This is a genomic window from Frankia alni ACN14a (assembly GCF_000058485.1).
Lineage (GTDB): Bacteria > Actinomycetota > Actinomycetes > Frankiales > Frankiaceae > Frankia > Frankia alni.
In genome coordinates this window covers 3,979,211-3,996,128 of the sequence record NC_008278.1, presented here as the reverse complement: position 1 = coordinate 3,996,128, position 16,918 = coordinate 3,979,211, and the positions used below count along the sequence as shown (strand labels likewise).

Below are 16,918 nucleotides of genomic sequence, written 5' to 3'. Positions count from 1 at the left end.
CGGTGGAGCCAGGAGCTGTTGTGTGGGCCCCTGGTGCCACGGACGGCGTCGATCGGCCCGCGGAAACGGCTGTGTGGCCGGCCAGGTGACGCTGGAACAAGGCATGGGCCCGTGGGCGCACTCGCCCATGCGGTCGCGGACCTGCGCGGGCTTGCGGGCTCGTGCCGGTCACGGTCGCCCCGAGTGGCCCCTGGCCGCCGCCCGTGAACGCGGCCGCGTCGGCGGGGTGGGGCCGGAATACGAACGAGACGTGCCGCGTCCTTGTTTCCCCGCTGGTAGAAACCAGCGGGGGTTGCCTTGAGAGGGATCGTTGGGATTCCGTCATCCTGGCCCCGTGATCGTCGAGGTGTGTGTTGGCATCGATCGACCGCACCGCCTACCCGAGGTTCCGCGGAACCGTCGCGGCGCGGGAGCTGGTTGAGCCGTTCACACCCACGGTGGGCGAGGTCGGCTGGGCGCGAGGGAGGACGACCGCTGACCAGACCTTCCTCGTGCTGGTGATAGGGCTGAAGTGCTGTCAGCGGATGCGCTGTTTCCCTGGCCTGGACGAGGATCCCGACGCGGTGGCCGGTCATCTCCGCACCGCGCTGGGACTGCCGGACGTCGTCGCCATCAGGTTGGACCTGGCCCCCGGAGCGCTGTTTCCCACCGCGCCGGTGTGACGCCCCGGTGGCCTAGGGTGAACGCATGACTGATGCGGCGGGCCGGGTCGAACCGTCCGGGGTGTGGGCCACAGCCGTGGGCGTGGCCCGGGTGAGGGCGATGGAGACGGCACGCGAGCAGCCGCTGTTCCGGGACCCGCTGGCGCTGGCCTTCGCCACGGCCGGCGGAAGAGGCCCCGGGACGCTGTCGCCCCCGCGCGCGGACGAGGCGGCGCGGCGCCGCTGGCTCGAGGTGGCCCTTTCGATCGTCATCCGGACGAAGTTCCTGGACGACCTGCTGAACCGGGCGGTCGCGTCCGGCGTCCGGCAGGTCGTGCTGCTCGGAGCCGGGATGGACAGCAGGGCCTTCCGGATGGACTGGCCTACGGGGACCCGGCTGTTCGAGGTCGACACGGCCGAACCGCTGGGCTTCAAGGCCTCGGTGCTGCGTCAGGAGCGGGCCGTTGCGCGCTGCGAGCGGATCACCGTCCCGGTCGACCTGCGCGAGGACTGGCCCGGCGCCCTGGCCGCCGCCGGGCACGATCCGGCGCAGCCGACGGTGTGGATCGCCGAGGGACTGCTGATCTATCTGCCCGCCGACGCGGTGCAGTCGCTGCTGGAACGGGTCGGCGCGCTGTCCGCCGCAGGCAGCAGGATGGGCCTGACACTGGGCACGCGCGGTGTGGTCGAACGCTTCCGCGGGGACGCCGCTGCGGGATCGGCAGCGTCGATGTGGGTCTCGGAGATGCCGGAGGACCCGGTCGGCTGGCTGGACGGCCTCGGCTGGCAGGCGGAGACCTTCACCCTGCGTGATCGCGCCGCGGCCTACGGGCGTCCGCTGCTCACCCCGTCGCAGCAGGACGAGGGCACCGGCGCACTGGTCTCGGCGGTGCGCACGGCGCACTGAGCACGTCGAAGGCTTTCCGCTCCTCGGTGAGCATGGCGAGTTCGATGCCGCGGCCGAGCCGTTTGTGTTCGTGGACGACGAGCGGCGGGCGTCGGCACGCTGAGCACCTTGGCGAGCTGGGGCACGAGCCGGAAGCGGGCGGTGTGGTCCTGGATGGCCACCTTGCCCTGCCGGTCCGAGACGTCAGGGACCACCGGCATACGGCAGAAAGGCGACAATGAGGAGGTGATTGAGGCGAGAGAGCGGGTTTCCTTGTGAATCACGAGCAGCGCATCCCGGCTCCGACCTCGCGGCTCGCGTTCCGCCCGATGACCACCGACGACCTCGACGACATGGCCGCGCTCCTCGGCGACCCGGACGTGATGCGGTACTACCCGCGTACCAAAGGCCGCGACGAGGCCCTGGCCTGGATCGACTGGAACCAGCGTCTCTACCGGCAGGAAGGCTTCGGGCTCTGGCTGGTCACGCTGCGGTCCACCGGCGAGTTCGTCGGCGACTGTGGCCTGACCCCCCAGGAAGTCGAAGGAACCACCGACATCGAGATCGGCTACCACGTCCGCATCGATGCCCAGGGCCACGGCTACGCCACCGAAGCTGCCACCGCCTGCCGAGACCTCGCCCGTGACGTCCTCGAGATCAGGCGTCTCGTTGCGATCATCCACCCGGACAACACGCCCTCCCAACGTGTGGCCGAGAAGACCGGTCTCGCCCACGAACGCGACGCCATAGCCCGCTCAGGCCAGCAGGTACGCATCTACGCCACAGCCCTGTGACGGGCCAGGACGCGATCCCCCGCCCCCCGGGGCCGTCGCCGGCCCACGCCCCGTGACACCCACCACTGATCGCCGGTTTCGGTTGATGCGGCGGACCGCCCGCAAGTCGTCCGGATCCCACCGGGAGGGTCCGAGGCCGATCCACGGAGGCGGACAGTCGGCTTTGCTCGTTCCAGATGCTGTTTCGTCAGACCCGTAAGGCCTGTGCAGCACTTCCCGAAACAGCCGTCCTGCTGGTCCAGGCGAGCGACCGGGACAGAGAAGGTCCCCTGTTGCCCGCGGGGACCTTCCTGCATCGACGATTCGCATCAACATCAGGGCAGCTTCATCAAACCGGACCGCCACCACCCGGCCGGACGCGACCTGCACCCGAGCACACCAGCGTCCCGGCCCGCTCCACCGACGCGACGGGGCGAAAACTGTCGGAGGGCGGCCCTATCGTCAGCGCCGTCGGCGTTCACCGGCCGCCGCCGTGGCGGCCGCAGAGGGGAGGGCGGCGCATGCATCAGGCGGATCCACGGGCGGAGCAGATCGAACGTGGCCTCGAACTGGCCCGCGGCGGGCGGCGGCAGGCTGCCCGCAGCCTGCTCGCCGCCGTGTGGCGGCAACTCAGCCCGGTCGACGACGCGCCCCTGCGCGCCGACTGCGCCCTGGCGATGGCGGCCCTGCAGGACGATCAGCACGACCGGCTCGCCTGGCTGCTGCGGGCGCTGCGCGCCGGGGAGCACGTGCGCGAGCTCCAGGTAGCGCGTCGCGGGCTGCCCCTGCCGCTGCCGGCGTTCTATCCGACGCTGCTGCGTGACCTCGCCGACGCCTACCGGCTGGTCGGCGACGACGCCGGCGCCCGTGCCTGCGAGCAGCGCGTCGCCGCGGGGGTCGCCGGGATCCGCCGGCTCGGTGACGTCGCGTTGCAGGAGATCGCAGCGTTCGCCGTGTCCCGGATGACGGGACGCCACGGGGTGCCCATGCCGGTGCAGGACCCGTGGGCCCGCTGACCCCGCCCGCGACGGCGGCCGGCGGACCGGCGGGGCGGGTGCCCCGAAGGTGGCGCTCGGGTAGGGTTGGTGGTGGAACTCCGCTTGCCGTGCTCCGCGCACCACGTCGCAGAGGGAGCCGGCTGCTCGCCCGGGCGAGCAGGAGGTGGCGACAGCAGTGTCGGCTGCCCACCTTTCGGAGATCATCATGGACCTCGGTCTTGGCCTGCCCATCAGTGACCCCGCCCGCCTGCTCGACTGGGCCGTCCGCGCGCAGGCGGCCGGCTTCGACTCCCTGGCGCTGCTCGACCGGCTCGCCTTCGACAATCCCGAGCCGCTCGTCGCGCTGGCCACCCTCGCCGGTGCCACCACCAGCATCCGGCTGCAGACCGAGGTCCTGCTCGGCCCGCTGCGGGCCACCGCGCTGCTGGCCAAGCAGGTCGCCACCGTCGACCGGATGTCACCGGGCCGGTTCGTCCTCGGCGTCGGCGTCGGCGGCCGCGCCGACGACCATGGCGCGGCGGGAACGCCGATGCACCGCCGTGGGCGGATCCTCGACGACCAGCTCGTCGCGCTGCGCGCGATCTGGGCCGGCCAGCCCTACCACGGCGCCCCGATCGGGCCGCGTCCCGCGACGGCGGGGCGGGCCGCCGATCCTCGTCGGCGGGTTCGCCCCGGCGGCGCTGCGCCGCGTCGCGCGCCACGGCGACGGTTTCGTCTGCGCGGCACCGCTGGCCTGGGCCGGGCCGCTGGTCCACGCGCTGGGCGAGCAGTGGGCCGCCGCCGGGCGCGGCGGGCGGCCGCGGCTGGTCTGCCAGGTCAACGTGGCCGTCGGCGGGCCGGACACGCTCACCCGTGCGCGGCGGGCCATCGCGGACTACTACGCCTTCGCCGGCCGGCCGGGGTGGGGCGAGCCGCTGCACGACCCCGGCGAGATCGTCGACACGGTCGCCGCCTACGCCGACTTCGGCGCCGACGAGCTGGTGCTCTACTGCTATGCCGACGACCCCGCGCAGGTCGACACCCTCGCCGCCCTCGTGCGCTGAGCCCGCCGGCGGGAGCCTGCGCCGGGCCGGCCACCCTCCATCGGCCCGGCGCAGGCTACGAACCCCGCCGTGCCCCCGTGGCGCGCCGGCGGGCCAGGCGGCGCAGGCCGTGGATGGCCAGTCCGACGGCGAGCAGCCCGAGCCCGCCGAGCACCGCCGGGACGGGCAGGGCGAACGCCAACAGCGCGCAGCCGACCAGGCCGGCGGCGGGTACCACCCGCGCCGGGCGGCCCTCCTCGGCGCGCAGCGTCCAGGCGCTGGCGTTGGCGACCGCGTAGTAGACCAGCACCCCGAAGGAGGACAGCCCGATGGCCGCCCGCAGGTCGGCCAGCCCCGCCAGCACGGCGACGACCGCGCCGACGGCCAGCTCCGCGTGATGCGGCACGCCGACGCGGGGGGCCACCGCGGCCAGCGTGGCGGGCAGATGCCCGTCGCGGGCCATGGCCAGCGTCGTGCGCGACACCCCGAGGATCAGCGCGAGCAGCGACCCGGCGGCGGCCAGCACCGCCCCGACCCGCACGACCCCGTCGAGCCCCCCGGCACCGGCGGCGCGCACGGCGTCGGCCAGCGGGGCGCCCGCCGCGGCCAGCCGCTGCGGACCGAGCACGGCCAGCACCGCGACGGCGACCAGCAGGTAGACGACGAGGGTGATCGTCAGCGCGGTCGCGACAGCGCGGGGGATCGTGCGCGCCGGGTCGCGGACCTCCTCGCCGAGGGTGGCGACGCGGGCGTAGCCGGCGAAGGCGAAGAACAGCAGCCCGCCGGCGCGCAGCACCCCGCCGGCCCTCACCGCTCCACCGTCCGCGTCCGTTGCGAGGCGGCCCGGGTCCGCTGCGCCCGAGGCCAGGCAGGCCACGACGACCGCGGCGAGCACCGCGAGCACCACCGCGACGATCAGCCGAGTCAGCAGCGCGCTGCGATGCACCCCGGCGAGGTTCGCCGCGGTCAGCGCGACGACCGCGACGACGGCCACCGCATGCCGGTGCGCCGGCCAGGCGTACTCGCCGACGGTGAGCGCCATCGCCGCGCACGACGCCGTCTTGCCGACCACGAACGCCCAGCCGGCGAGGTACCCCCAGAGCTCCCCGAGCCGTTCGCGGCCGTAGACGTAGCTGCCGCCCGACGTCGGGTAGCGCGCGGCGAGGCGCGCCGACGACGTGGCGTTGCAGTAGGCGACGACCGCGGCCAGGCCCAGCGCCACCAGCAGGCCCGCCCCCGACCCGGCCGCGCGCGCCGCGGGGGCGAAGGCGGTGAACACCCCGGCGCCGATCATCGCCCCGAGCCCGATCATCACCGCGTCACCCGGCCCGAGGCGGCGCACGAGCCGCCCGGGAACGCTCGGCGCACCGGCCGCGTCCATGCCCGTCATCGTGTCGCCGGCGCCCCGGGCGCGCCCGGCGGTTCGCCCCACAGGCGCAGGAACCGGCCGCGGCCGGCGGGCAGGGCGCCGACGGGGGGTGAAACGCCGCTCAGCCGCTGTGGACGGTCATGCCGTGGCGGGCGGCGAGGGCGGCGAGGTCGGGCACTCCGAACTCGGCGGTCAGCTCGTCGAACCGGGCCACCTTGTCCGCGCCGAAACGGCGGACGTGGCCGCGGTAGGCGTCCACCGTCAGGAAGCTCGTCGGACGGCTCTTGGAGTGGAACTTGTCGGCGTACATGACCAGCCGTTCCTCGACGGTCTGGGCGAGGTAGTCCCCCGGCGGCAGCGGCAGGTCACCGGCGGCGATGTCGGCGCGGGTCAGCCCGACGCCGGTGTGGCAGGAGGCGAACCGGCAGACGGTCTCGGGCAGGCCGTCGGCGGCGAGCAGTTCGTGGCCGAGCACCCCGTGGCGCAGGTACTGGGCGTGATCGAGCTGGCCGGCGTCGTCGTAGAGCCGGTAGACGCCGATGTCGTGCAGCAGCGCCCCGGTGCGCACCAGCCCGGCGTCGGCCGCCGGCGCGGCGCCGGCGGCCAGCAGCCCGGCGGCGATGTCCCACACGATGCGGCAGTGGGTGTGCACGAGGGTGAACGCCGGCTGCGTCGGCGCGTGTCGGCGGTGCAGCTCGTCGGCGTCCACGGCGACGTCCCACGACGGCTGCGGCGTGATGACCATGGCAGGACGGTACCCGAGCGCGGGGCGCGGCGGACCGGGCCTCACGCCACCCGTTGGGCGCGGCGTGCCCAGGCCTGGTCGAGGGTGCGGGCGAACAGGTCCGTCGGGCGCGCCCCGGACACCGCCAGGGTGCGGTCGACGACGAAGAACGGCACGCCGGTGACGCGCATGTCGTGGGCGGCACGTTCGTCGGCGAACACCCGCTCGGCGTAGTCGTCGCCGGTCAGGACCCGGCGCACCTCGGCGGCCGGCAGACCGGCGGAGGTGAACACCTCGACGGCGATGTCGTGGTCGAACACGTCCCGGCCGGCGCCGAAATGCGCCTGGTTGAGGGCGGTGACCGCCTCGGCCTGCCGGCCCGCCTCGCCGGCCAGGTGCAGGACCCGGTGCAGGTCGAAGGTGTTGCCGTTGCGCCGGTCGGAGCGGTAGGCCAGCCCCTCCTGGCGGGCGGCGTCGGCGACGCGGTGCTCCATGCCCTCGATCTCGGCCGCCGGGACGTCGCTGAACTTGCGGGCCAGGGCGACGAGCAGCGATTCGGACCGGCCCCGGGGCAGGGTCGGGTTCAGCTCGTAGGAGTGGAAGCGCACCTGCACCTCGTCGCGGTGGGCGAACGCGGCGAGCGCCCGGTCGAACCGGGCCTTGCCGACGTAGCACCACGGGCAGACGACGTCACTCCAGATGTCCACACGCACGGCGGATCACCATCCTCTTCTCACCGCGTCTCGTCCGCGGCTCCCAGGCTCCGACGATCGGTGCACCGCAGCACGGCGGACCCTCGGCGTCGCCACCGGTTCGAGTGAACACCACCGGCGTTGCACCGCGGCCTGCCCGCTACTGATGAACCGCGCACACCGCCCACGGGAACCCACATCGGACAGGGCCGCGTGCCGACGACCCCGCCCACCCGGCCCGGGTCGATCCCGGGTCGATCCCGGGTCGGGGTGCGCCGCGGCCCGTGTTCGCCATCCTGCGCGGTGAACGGCCGACGGCGGCATGGTCCGTGCTGTGCGCGTGCGGCGGCGAGATCGGGCGGGATCGGGCGGGATCGGTTCGCATCGCCGGGGTGCGGCCGGCCGGGTGTGCCGCCGCCACGCCCGGCGCCCGACGCCCGGACGGGTGGCGCCGACGGCGGGCCGGCGCGACGGCGCAGGTCAGCCCACAGGCGGCGAACCGAGGGCGATGGGGCCGGGTCGAACCGCCGCGGGCGGCGTCCACCGCGGCGTCTGTGCGCCGGCCACGGCGGGAATCGGCGCCAATCGGCACCCGCCCGGCGCCGGTCGCCGATTCCCTCGCCAATGGCGATGCATATGCGCGGTGTTTCCGGTGGGGTGTGGGCGCCCGCGGCACGGGCGGACGCCCCGGTGCCGCAGCCGGAGCGGCTCGTGCCGGTGGGCGGTCCGCGGCGCGCGGGACCGGTGCGTCCATGCCACCCCGGACCGGGAGCCACGTCCGGTCACCCCCCGGCGGCGCCCGCCCGGCACGTCCGGCCGCCGCATCCGCCGCCGCACCGGGCCGCCGCATCCGCCCGGCACATCCGCCCGGGGCCCCGGGGCCCGATCTGGTGGCCGCGGCGCCCGACCAGCATCGGCCATTCCGTTACGCCCAGGCGCTGGACGATCCCGAGGGGTACCGGCACCGCCGGGAGCGAGGTTACGCAGACCCACTCCCTGCGTGGCAGGGGTGTGTTCGAAGGGGGCGTGAAGTCCGGTCCTGCTCGCCGAGGGGGACCCGTTCGCCGTTCGCCGCGACGCGCAGGGTACGGCGGGCCGCGGTGAGCAGCATCAGCGCCAACAGATCGGCCACCCGGCCACCTCACCGTCGCCCGGCAGCAGGGCGCGGAGCAGCCGGGTCAGCCGGATCGCCTCGGCGGTCAGGTCCTGGCGTACGGGATCGGTGTCGGGCCCACCGGCCAGGCGTCAGCGCGACCCGGTGGGCCGGCCGTCCGCGGCGCTGTCCGCGGTCGACGCCGGCCCGGTGACCGGTGCGGCGGCACCGGGAGCGGCGGGAACCGGCGGGGCGGTGTCGACGGCCGGGGCCGGCGCCGTCACCGTCGGCGCGGCGGGGTGCACGACGGCGGGGTTCACGGGCGCGCCGGGAGCTGTGGCGACCGCAGCGGGGTGGTCGTCGTCGTGCAGACCCTTGATCTCGGACTTGAAGATTCGCAGCGAGCGGCCCAGGGAGCGGGCGGCGTCGGGCAGCTTCTTCGCCCCGAACAGCACCACGACGACGACGATGATGATGAGCAGCTCAGGCGTACCGATGTCACCCACGAAAACCATCCTACGGACGGGGTCGGACCCACCGCCGGCCTCGAGGGCATGCTACGGCCGGCCGCGCCGGCGTGGCGACGGGCGGGGGCATCCGGCCGCCCGTCCCGCCCGTCCCGCCCGTCCCGCCCGTCCCGCCCGTCCGACCACAGCGGTGATGTTTGACGGATCGTCGGCGGCGGGTACACCGGCGTCGATCTCATCGCCGATCATCGGCAGCCCCGCCGCTGATCCTCACCTGTCGGAGGCCCGCTGTGCTCTGGACCCTCATCACCTGGGTGGTACTCGGTCTCATCGCGGGGGCCGTGGCCCGCCTGCTCGTGCCCGGACCCGATCCGATGAGCATCCCCGCCACGATCCTGCTGGGCGTCGTCGGCTCGTTCGTCGGCGGCTTCCTCGGCTACGTCCTGTTCGACAAGGACTTCGGCGAAGGGGCGTTGCAGCCCTCCGGCGTCGTCGGGTCCATCCTCGGCGCCATCGTCGTGCTGCTGGTCTGGCGGGCGGTGGGCGGACGCCGCCACGCGCTGCACCGCTGACCCCCCGCCCCCGGCGACCCGCCGCATCTGCGCCGACCCGCCGCGTCCCGGCCACGACACCAGGCCCGGCTCCCCGCTCCCGGGGCGCCGGGCCTCGTCGGTTCAGGCGGGCCGCGCGGATCAGAGCAGTTCGGCGGCCAGTGCGCGCCACTGCTCGACGGTGGGACGGCCCGTGCGGGCGGCCAGGTCGACGTCGGCGGAGATGACCTGCACGGCGACGTGGTCGGCGCCGGCGTCGAGATGGTCACGCACACGCTGTGCGGCCTGTGCGGGGGTGCCCCAGGCGTAGAGGGCGTCGACGAGCCGGTCGCTGCCGGACCCGGCGACGTCGTCGGCGTCGAAGCCCAGGGTCTGCAGGTTGGCGACATAGTTGGGCATGGTGAGGTAGTACTGCAGGTTCGACCGGGCCAGCGCGCGGGCGTCGCCGGGATCGGTGGCCAGCACGACCTTCTGGTCGGGGGCGAGCAGTACACCGTCGCCGAGGGCCGCGCGGGCGGCGACGGTGTACTCGGGGGTGACCAGGTAGGGATGGGCGCCGCGGGCACGGCGCGCGGACAGCTCGAGTGCCCGGGGCCGCAACGCCGCAAGGACCCGCGCCTGGGCGGGCACCGGCGTGTCGGCACCGTCCAGCCCGTCGAGGAACTGCCCGAGGTGGGCCAGCGGCCGGGTGTACTCGCGGCCGAGTCCCGCCACGACCCGGGCGTGACTGATGCCGAGTCCGAGCAGGAACCGGTCCGGGTAGGCGGCGTCGAGGCGATGGTAGGCGGCGGCGAGCGGGGCCGGCTCGGTCGTCCACACGTTGACGATCCCGGTGGCCACGGCCAGCCGGCTGCTGGCGGCGAGCACCTGCTCGGGCAGGGCCAGGTCCGCCGCGGCGGCGCCGAGCCACAGCGCGCCGTAGCCGAGGGCGTCCAGCTCCGCCGCCGCCGCGGCGACGGCGTCCGGTTCGGTCCAGGCAAACGACGGCGACCACACGCCCACCCGCCCCAACAACACCGCCATGACGGTTCTCCTCTCGTCCGCGCCGCTGCCGGCGCCGGCCTCGGGCCCTCGCTCGGCCCGGACCTCCCTCACGATGTGTTCGACGGACACCGAACACATTCGCCCTAGTGTACGACGGCGATCTAACAGGGTGGGGCGGGGGTCGGGCCGCGAATCCGCTCGTGATCTGCCGCCACCCCGAACCCGGTGACACCGGACCGCGAGGGCAGGCCGGCGGCCGCCTCGTCGACCGGTAGAGTCGCCCCGGACGGTGCCCGCCCTGCGGCGGCTGCCGGCGGCGGTGGGGCCCGCCGTGGTCGAACCGCGGCGACGCGCCGCCAACGGTCCCTGCGTGTACACCGCCGCGCCCGACTCCGCCGGTCGCCCGCCCACGCAGGGAGGAACCTCATGGCCGAGCGGCCCGCGCCGCGACGCACCCCCCGCGCGCGGCCCGCCGTCTGCGCCGCCCCCGCCCCCGCCACCGCGGCCCCAGCGGGCACAGGAGCCAGAGCCGAGGTCGCGACGGATCCCGAGACCACAGTCGATCCCGAGGACGCCACGGACGCGGCCGATCCCGACGTCGACCTGCACCTGCCGGCGCAGCGCGCCGAACTGCGCGCCCACCCGGTGCCGCTGCTGGGCGTGATCGCTGCCGGTGGTGCCCTCGGCGCCTGCGCCCGCTACGGCGCGGCGCTGGCCTGGCCGACCCAGCCCGGGGCGTTCGGTTGGACCACCGTGGCGGTCAACGCCGTCGGCTGCGCGGCGATCGGCGTGCTCATGGCCCTGCTGGCCGCCGGCCACCTCGCCCACCCGCTGGCCCGCCCGTTCCTCGGCACCGGGATCCTCGGCGGGTTCACCACGTTCTCCACCTACGCCGTCGACGTCGAGGGGCTCCTCGACGACGGTCGGCCGCTGCTGGCCCTGGCCGCCCTGGTGCTGACGCCGACGGTGGCGCTCGCCGCGGTGTGGGCGGCCACGGCCGCGACCCGCCGGCTGCTGCGGCCCGGGCAGCGACGGCGGTGAGCTGGCTGCTGGTGATCCTCGGCGCGGCGGTGGGCGCCCCGCTGCGCTACCTCACCGACCGGGCCGTGCAGGCCCGCCACGACAGCCCGCCGCCCTGGGGCACGATCACGGTGAACACGGTCGCCAGCGCCGTGCTCGGCCTGGTGACCGGCGCGGTCGGCGCCGGCGCCGCCTCGTCGCGGGTGGCGCTGCTGGTCGGCACCGGGCTGTGCGGGGCGCTGAGCACCTACTCGACGCTGTCCTACGAGATCCTGCGCCTGGCCGAGGGCGGCCAGCGCCGCCTCGCCGTGTTCACCGTCGCCACCAGCCTGCTCGTCGGGGTCGGCGCCGCCGCGGCCGGCGTGGCTCTCGCCCGCGCCCTGTGGGACTGACCGCGCCCCCCGCGCCTCCCCACCCCCCATGCCTCCCCACCCCCATGTCTCCCCACCCCCCACAGCGGACATCACCCCCGCCCTGGCCCCGGCGCGGCACCCGCCGATCCGAGCGGCGGGGTCGGTCGCGCCCCGCGGCCCCGCCCGGACCTACCCTTCTGCCCGTGCAGACGCCGACCTCCTCCGCCCGCGGCGCCGTGCGGCCCGCCACCTGCGTCCCGCCGACCCCGCACCGCCGCCCGGCCACCCGCCCGGCCACCCGCGCGGGCCATCGGCCGGGACGCCCCGTGCGAGGCCACCCGGGACGCCTCGTGCGGCGTCGGAGGCTGCACACGCCGGTGATCATCGCCGTGGCCGGGATCATGGTGATCGGGCTGCTCGCCGGCTGCCATTCCGGCGCCGGCGCCGACGGCCCCACCCGTGCGGACGCCGCGGCCCGCCCCGCCCCGGCGGCCACCACTCCCGCGCCGTCCACCCCCGCGCCGTCCACCCCCGCGGCTGCCGCGGCCCCGACGCGGCCCGCCGCCGCGGCGCCTGCCGCGACGACGCCGTACTGCGGGGCCAGCCGCTACGTCGAGGAGATCGTCGTCGAGCAGTGGGCCGACGGCCGGCTGCGGATCTCGGTGCGGCCCACCTCCGCCGCCCGCCACGCCGAGCGCCGCGAGGCCACCGACGCGATCTGGACGGCCATCGGCGGCTGCGTGACCACGCTGCCCGCCCTCGGCCGCGACGTCACCGACAGCCTGCACGCCCAACTGACCTGCCATCAGGACCTGGCCCTGATCCCCGCGCTGGGCGGCGGCCGGGGTTACGCCACCGGCGACACCTACGACCTGGAGAGCTGGCGGCCGCTGATGCGCCCGAACTCGATGTCGACGTGGATCTCCACCCGCTGCGGCAACACCCTGGGTACCGACCCCGCCGGCCCGCCCGCCCGCGTCTACCGGCCCGACGGCGTCGCACCCCGGCACACCGGCGCCGGCGAGCACGCCTGACCCGCGCGTCCACCGGCCCGCCGTGCCACGGCGCGCCGCCGGGAGCCCGCCGGGGCGTCACATCGGCGGCGGGTGATCCGTCAGGGTTGCGACACCGCGACACCGCGACGACGGAGGACGATCATGGACGAGCGGAGGCGGGACGGCGCCGACGAGCAGGAACGCGGCGGCGCCCAGGAGCTGCTCGCGGCCCGGTTCGAGGCACACCGCGGCCAGCTGCGGGCGGTCGCCTACCGCATGCTCGGCTCGCTGACCGAGGCCGACGACGCCGTGCAGGAGGCGTGGCTGCGGCTGAGCCGCGCCGACAGCGACGCCGTGACCAACCTCGGCGGCTGGCTGACGACCGTCGTGGGGCGGGTGTGCCTGGACATGCTGCGCTCGCGCACCGCGCGCCGCGAGGACCCCCTCGACGACGTCGTCCGCCTACCCGACCCGGTCGTCAGCCACGCCGACGGCGTCGACCCCGCCCAGCAGGCGCTGATCGCCGACGCGGTCGGCCTGGCCCTGCTCGTCGTCCTGGAGACCCTCGGGCCGGCCGAACGGCTCGCGTTCGTCCTGCACGACATGTTCGCCGTCCCCTTCGACGACATCGCCCCGATCGTCGGGCGCTCCCCGGCGGCGACCCGCCAGCTCGCCAGCCGGGCCCGGCGCCGGGTGCAGGGCGCGCCCGCCACCTCCGAGGTGGACCTGGTCCGCCAGCGCGCCGTCGTCGACGCCTTCCTCGCCGCCGCCCGTGGCGGGGACTTCGACGCGCTCGTCGCCGTGCTCGACCCCGACGTCGTGCTGCGCGCCGACCGGGGCGCCGCGGGGATGGGGGCCGCGGGCTCCGGGTCGACCCGCGGGGCGCACGCCGTCGCCGCCCGGGCGCTGTCGTTTCGCCGCTTCGGTCGCGCCGCCCGTCCGGCGTTGGTCAACGGCACCGCCGGGCTGGTGACGATGAACGCCGGGCGGCCGTTCGCCGTCATGGGCTTCACGATCAGCGGCGGTCGCATCACCGAGATCGACATCCTCGCCGACCCCGACCGCCTGCGCACCCTGGACCTCGACCTGCCCGCCTGAGCCCGCCGCGGCCCCCGCCCGCGCCCGCGCTCCGACCCATCTCCCTGCCTATCCAGAGGGACGAAACGGACACGAAAGCCTCTGGAAGAGCAGGGAAACCTCTCCTGTACCTACTGGTATGTACAGTGGTGGGGTGGACGCGGCGGAGCGGCTGGTCGAGAGCACCCGGGTGCTGCTGTGGGAACGTGGGTACGTGGGCACGAGCCCGCGGGCGATCCAGGCGCACGCCGGGGTCGGTCAGGGCAGCATGTACCACCACTTCGACGGCAAGGCGGCGCTGGCTCGGGCGGCGATCGAGCGGACCGCCGCCGAGCTGCGGGCGGCGGCCGACGCCCAGCTCGGCGCCGACGCCCCGGCGCTCGCCCGCGTCGAGGCCTACCTGCGCCGCGAGCGTGACGTGCTGCGCGGCTGCCCGGTCGGCCGGCTCACCCAGGACCCCGACGTGATGGCCGACGCCGAGCTGCGCCGCCCGGTCGAGCAGACGTTCACCTGGCTGCGCGCCCGCCTGGGCGATGTGCTCGCCGAGGGGGTGGCCGCCGGCGAGCTCGTCGGGCTCGACGCGGCGGTCACGGCCGCCACGATCGTCGCGGTGCTGCAGGGCGGGTACGTGCTCGCCCGTGCCGCCGGCAGCGGTGTGCCGTTCGCCCAGGCCGTCGACGGTCTGCTCGCCCTGCTCGCCGCCCACGCCGCACCCGCCGGACCCCTCGGACCCGCCGACTAGCGACCAGGACGAGGACGCCGACATGTACGCGATGCAGTACGAGATCACCCTGCCCGCCGACTACGACATGGCGATCATCCGGCGTCGGGTCGCCGACAACGGCCACGCGCTCGACGACCGGGCCGGGCTTGCCCTGAAGGCGTACGCGATCCGCGAGCGCGGCGTCGCGGGTGCCGCGGTGAACCAGTACGCGCCGTTCTACCTGTGGCACGACGCCGGGGCGATGGGCGGCTTCCTCGTCGGCGGCGGCGGCTTCGACCGGATCATCCGCTCGTTCGGCCGCCCGGCGGTCGCCCACGGCACCGTCCTGGCCGCCGTCACCGGCCCGGCGTCGGAAACCGGCCCGGCGTCGGAAACCGGCCCGGCGTCGGGGGCCGGTCGGGCCTCGGGGGCCGACCGGGCATCGGAAACCGGGCCGGCCGTCCTCCGGGACGCGGTCGCCTCGGCCGTGGCGCCGAGCGCGGCCTCGCGTCGGGTCGGCGTCCTGCCCGCCGACGCCGACGCGAGCGGCGAAGGCTCGGGCCTGGGGCTCGCCGCGCACGTCGCCCGCGAGATCGACGCCCTCGCGGCTCTGGCCGACCGCCCCGGCGTCCACACCGCCGCACTCACCCTGGATCCCCGCCGCTGGGAGCTGACCCGGTTCGTGCTGTGGGCCGACGCCGCGGCCGCGGCCGGCGACGTCGAGGCCACCGAGCGCTACGAGGTGCTGCACGTGTCCGCGCCGGGCTCGGCACCGCCGCTCCGCGGCCGCGGCTGGTAGCCGCCGCCGGCCGCCACCCCCGCCCGGGATCGGCGACGCCACCCGCCACACTATGATCATCGGCTGTGGGGAACGAACCGGAGTTGCGTGCCACCCGCGACGCCTACGACGGCGTCGCCGAACGGTATGCGCAGTTGTTCAGCGGCGTGCTGGCCCACCGCCCGCTGGACCGCGCGCTGCTCGGCGCGTTCGCCGAACTCGTCCTCGCCCGCAGCACGGCCACCGGCGCACCCGCCGTCGTCGCCGACCTCGGCTGCGGCCCCGGCCACGTCACCGCGCACCTGTGCGAGCTCGGCGTGGACGCCTTCGGCGTCGACCTGTCCCCGCAGATGATCAGGCTGGCTCGCCGTGACCGGCCCGGGCTGCGCTTCGCAGTGGGAAACATGCACCGCCTCGCGCTTGCCGACGGTGTCCTGGGCGGCATCGTCGCCTGGTATTCGATCATCCACACTCCGCCGGTGCGGGTGCCGGCGCTGTTCGCCGAGTTCGCCCGGGTGCTCGCTCCCGGCGGCCACCTACTGCTGGGCTTCCAGGCCGCCGACACCGGCGCCGACGCACCCCAGCCGCATCCGCACCAGGTCACCCCGTCGCACCGCTGGCCCCCGGAGGCGATCGCCGCGCTGCTGCGCCCGGCCGGGTTCGTCGAGTCCGCCCGGCTGCTGCGTGCACCCGACGCGACCGAACGGCTCCCCAGCGCCGTCCTGCTCGCCCACCGCCCGCCGGCCCCCTGAGACCGCTCGGGCGTCCCCCCGGACTGCTCGGACATCCCCTGGGCCGGTCGGCCACGCCCTGGCCGGTCGGCCACGCCCTGGCCGGTCGGCCACGCCCTGGCCGGCGGGTCCGGCGGGCCTCGCGGCGGACCTCGGGCTACCGGCCGGCGCCTTCGGCGAACAGCATCCGAGCCAGCCCGGTTGGCCGGCCAGCCCGGTTGATCGGCCAGCCCGGTTGGCCGGTCAGCTCGGCTCCTCCTGCCGGCGGGTCGCCACGACGGTGGCCGCGGGGATCTGGACGTGGATGTGCCCGTCGACGCGCCGGGGAGCAAAGCCGGTGGCCGGCCCGCCGTCGAGTTCGGCGGCGAGGACGGCCAGGGCGCCGTCCCGGTCGCCGGCGTCGGTCAGCATCTGCGCCACCGCGAACGGCGCGGGCGTCTCGGTGTCGTGCCGGGTGAGCGGTCCGACCACGGCGCGCACCAGCGCGGCGAGCTCGTCGGCGAGCAGGACACCGGCGTGGGACGGGTCGATCGTGCGGTGCAGCTCGTCGAAGGGCCCACGCAGCCGCGCGTCCGGGGGGACCATGTCGGCGACGGCCACCCGCCCGCCGGGCCGGCAGACCCGGGCCATCTCGGCGATCGCGGCGCCCGGCTCGGCGAAGTGGTGCAGCGCGGCGCGGCAGACGACCAGGTCGAAGGAGGCGTCGAGGAACGGCAGCGCGGTGGCGTGGCCCCGCTGGAGCAGCACGTTGGTGAGGCCGGCGGTGCGCACGCGGTCGGCGGCCAGTCCCAGCATCGTCGGCGTCAGGTCCACGCCGACGACCTGACGCACCCGCGGTGCGGCCGCGGCGGCGACGTGCCCGCCGCCGCAGGCGACATCGAGGATGATCATGTCCGGGTCGAGGGATTCCAGCCAGGGCAGCGGCGGAGTGCGACGCTCGGCGAACAGCGCGTCGTCCCCGGTGAACAGTCGGGTCTGGCGGGCGAAGGAGCGGCGCACGGTCGCATCGTGATCGGCCGCATCGTGATCGGTCGCATCGTGATCGGTCGCATCCATAACGC

20 protein-coding genes and 1 pseudogene are annotated in these 16,918 nt (G+C 75.7%); 14 read left to right on the top strand and 7 right to left on the bottom strand.

Annotated features, from left to right (window positions below):
- The first annotated feature begins 353 nt into the window (after positions 1–353).
- The 6 genes and pseudogenes from FRAAL_RS16260 (at position 354) to FRAAL_RS36380 (ending at position 4,341) form a co-directional block, all read left to right on the top strand.
- Entirely contained in the window at positions 354–662 is a 309-nt protein-coding gene (locus tag FRAAL_RS16260) for a DUF4158 domain-containing protein (protein ID WP_157892118.1), read from the top strand.
- Positions 663–687: 25 nt separating this feature from the next.
- Complete coding sequence (locus tag FRAAL_RS16255; protein ID WP_011604857.1) at positions 688–1,548, top strand: class I SAM-dependent methyltransferase; 861 nt, start codon at positions 688–690, stop codon at positions 1,546–1,548.
- 254 nt (positions 1,549–1,802) lie between these two features.
- Positions 1,803–2,321: a GNAT family N-acetyltransferase gene (locus tag FRAAL_RS16250; RefSeq protein ID WP_083866812.1), complete on the top strand. Its 519-nt coding sequence runs from the start codon at positions 1,803–1,805 to the stop codon at positions 2,319–2,321.
- A 500-nt stretch (positions 2,322–2,821) separates the two neighbouring features.
- Positions 2,822–3,316, top strand: coding sequence for a hypothetical protein (locus FRAAL_RS16245; RefSeq protein WP_011604855.1), 495 nt, complete (start codon positions 2,822–2,824; stop codon positions 3,314–3,316).
- A 187-nt stretch (positions 3,317–3,503) separates the two neighbouring features.
- Positions 3,504–3,851 (top strand): annotated as a pseudogene (locus FRAAL_RS36385) (LLM class flavin-dependent oxidoreductase); the annotation flags it as partial.
- A complete protein-coding gene (locus FRAAL_RS36380) occupies positions 3,838–4,341 on the top strand; it encodes an LLM class flavin-dependent oxidoreductase (protein WP_011604854.1) in 504 nt (167 codons plus the stop codon). The pseudogene FRAAL_RS36385 and the gene FRAAL_RS36380, both read left to right, overlap by 14 nt.
- Positions 4,342–4,396: 55 nt before the next feature.
- Here the strand turns inward: FRAAL_RS36380 and FRAAL_RS16235 are convergent, their stop codons facing one another.
- The 5 genes from FRAAL_RS16235 to tatA all read right to left on the bottom strand — a co-directional run bounded on the left by FRAAL_RS16235 (position 4,397) and on the right by tatA (position 8,704).
- On the bottom strand, positions 4,397–5,710 hold the full coding sequence (locus FRAAL_RS16235) for an APC family permease (protein ID WP_041940618.1): 1,314 nt from the start codon (positions 5,708–5,710) through the stop codon (positions 4,397–4,399).
- 100 nt (positions 5,711–5,810) lie between these two features.
- A complete protein-coding gene (locus FRAAL_RS16230) occupies positions 5,811–6,434 on the bottom strand; it encodes an HD domain-containing protein (RefSeq protein ID WP_011604852.1) in 624 nt (207 codons plus the stop codon).
- 41 nt (positions 6,435–6,475) lie between these two features.
- Positions 6,476–7,126, bottom strand: coding sequence for a DsbA family oxidoreductase (locus FRAAL_RS16225; protein ID WP_011604851.1), 651 nt, complete (start codon positions 7,124–7,126; stop codon positions 6,476–6,478).
- Positions 7,127–8,084: 958 nt separating this feature from the next.
- Positions 8,085–8,216, bottom strand: coding sequence for a hypothetical protein (locus tag FRAAL_RS36375; RefSeq protein ID WP_505474308.1), 132 nt, complete (start codon positions 8,214–8,216; stop codon positions 8,085–8,087).
- Positions 8,217–8,350: 134 nt separating this feature from the next.
- A complete protein-coding gene (gene tatA / locus FRAAL_RS30485; RefSeq protein ID WP_085949674.1) occupies positions 8,351–8,704 on the bottom strand; it encodes a Sec-independent protein translocase subunit TatA in 354 nt (117 codons plus the stop codon).
- Between the two features lie 251 nt (positions 8,705–8,955).
- Between tatA and FRAAL_RS16215 the strand changes: the two genes are divergently transcribed.
- Positions 8,956–9,237, top strand: coding sequence for a GlsB/YeaQ/YmgE family stress response membrane protein (locus FRAAL_RS16215; RefSeq protein WP_009738533.1), 282 nt, complete (start codon positions 8,956–8,958; stop codon positions 9,235–9,237).
- Between the two features lie 120 nt (positions 9,238–9,357).
- Here FRAAL_RS16215 and FRAAL_RS16210 read toward each other — a convergent pair whose 3' ends face one another.
- On the bottom strand, positions 9,358–10,239 hold the full coding sequence (locus FRAAL_RS16210; RefSeq protein ID WP_041940616.1) for a TIGR03620 family F420-dependent LLM class oxidoreductase: 882 nt from the start codon (positions 10,237–10,239) through the stop codon (positions 9,358–9,360).
- A gap of 387 nt (positions 10,240–10,626) precedes the next feature.
- On the opposite strand from FRAAL_RS16210, the gene FRAAL_RS16205 reads away from it, so the two are divergent.
- The 7 genes from FRAAL_RS16205 to FRAAL_RS16175 all read left to right on the top strand — a co-directional run bounded on the left by FRAAL_RS16205 (position 10,627) and on the right by FRAAL_RS16175 (position 15,878).
- Positions 10,627–11,241, top strand: a complete 615-nt coding sequence (locus FRAAL_RS16205) for a fluoride efflux transporter FluC (RefSeq protein WP_083866811.1) — start codon at positions 10,627–10,629, stop codon at positions 11,239–11,241.
- On the top strand, positions 11,238–11,612 hold the full coding sequence (locus FRAAL_RS16200; RefSeq protein ID WP_041940614.1) for a fluoride efflux transporter FluC: 375 nt from the start codon (positions 11,238–11,240) through the stop codon (positions 11,610–11,612). The genes FRAAL_RS16205 and FRAAL_RS16200 overlap by 4 nt, the downstream gene beginning before the upstream one ends.
- Positions 11,613–11,776: 164 nt before the next feature.
- Entirely contained in the window at positions 11,777–12,607 is an 831-nt protein-coding gene (locus FRAAL_RS16195; protein WP_231861027.1) for a DUF2599 domain-containing protein, read from the top strand.
- Between the two features lie 123 nt (positions 12,608–12,730).
- Positions 12,731–13,666 (top strand): sigma-70 family RNA polymerase sigma factor, encoded by a 936-nt coding sequence (locus tag FRAAL_RS16190; RefSeq protein ID WP_050997144.1) that lies wholly within the window; start codon positions 12,731–12,733, stop codon positions 13,664–13,666.
- Between the two features lie 133 nt (positions 13,667–13,799).
- A complete protein-coding gene (locus FRAAL_RS16185; RefSeq protein WP_041939382.1) occupies positions 13,800–14,387 on the top strand; it encodes a TetR/AcrR family transcriptional regulator in 588 nt (195 codons plus the stop codon).
- Positions 14,388–14,409: 22 nt separating this feature from the next.
- Positions 14,410–15,147: a DUF4865 family protein gene (locus FRAAL_RS16180; protein WP_041939381.1), complete on the top strand. Its 738-nt coding sequence runs from the start codon at positions 14,410–14,412 to the stop codon at positions 15,145–15,147.
- Positions 15,148–15,212: 65 nt separating this feature from the next.
- A complete protein-coding gene (locus tag FRAAL_RS16175) occupies positions 15,213–15,878 on the top strand; it encodes a class I SAM-dependent methyltransferase (protein WP_011604841.1) in 666 nt (221 codons plus the stop codon).
- A gap of 222 nt (positions 15,879–16,100) precedes the next feature.
- Here the strand turns inward: FRAAL_RS16175 and FRAAL_RS16170 are convergent, their stop codons facing one another.
- Positions 16,101–16,913, bottom strand: coding sequence for a class I SAM-dependent methyltransferase (locus tag FRAAL_RS16170; RefSeq protein ID WP_011604840.1), 813 nt, complete (start codon positions 16,911–16,913; stop codon positions 16,101–16,103).
- Positions 16,914–16,918: the final 5 nt, after the last annotated feature.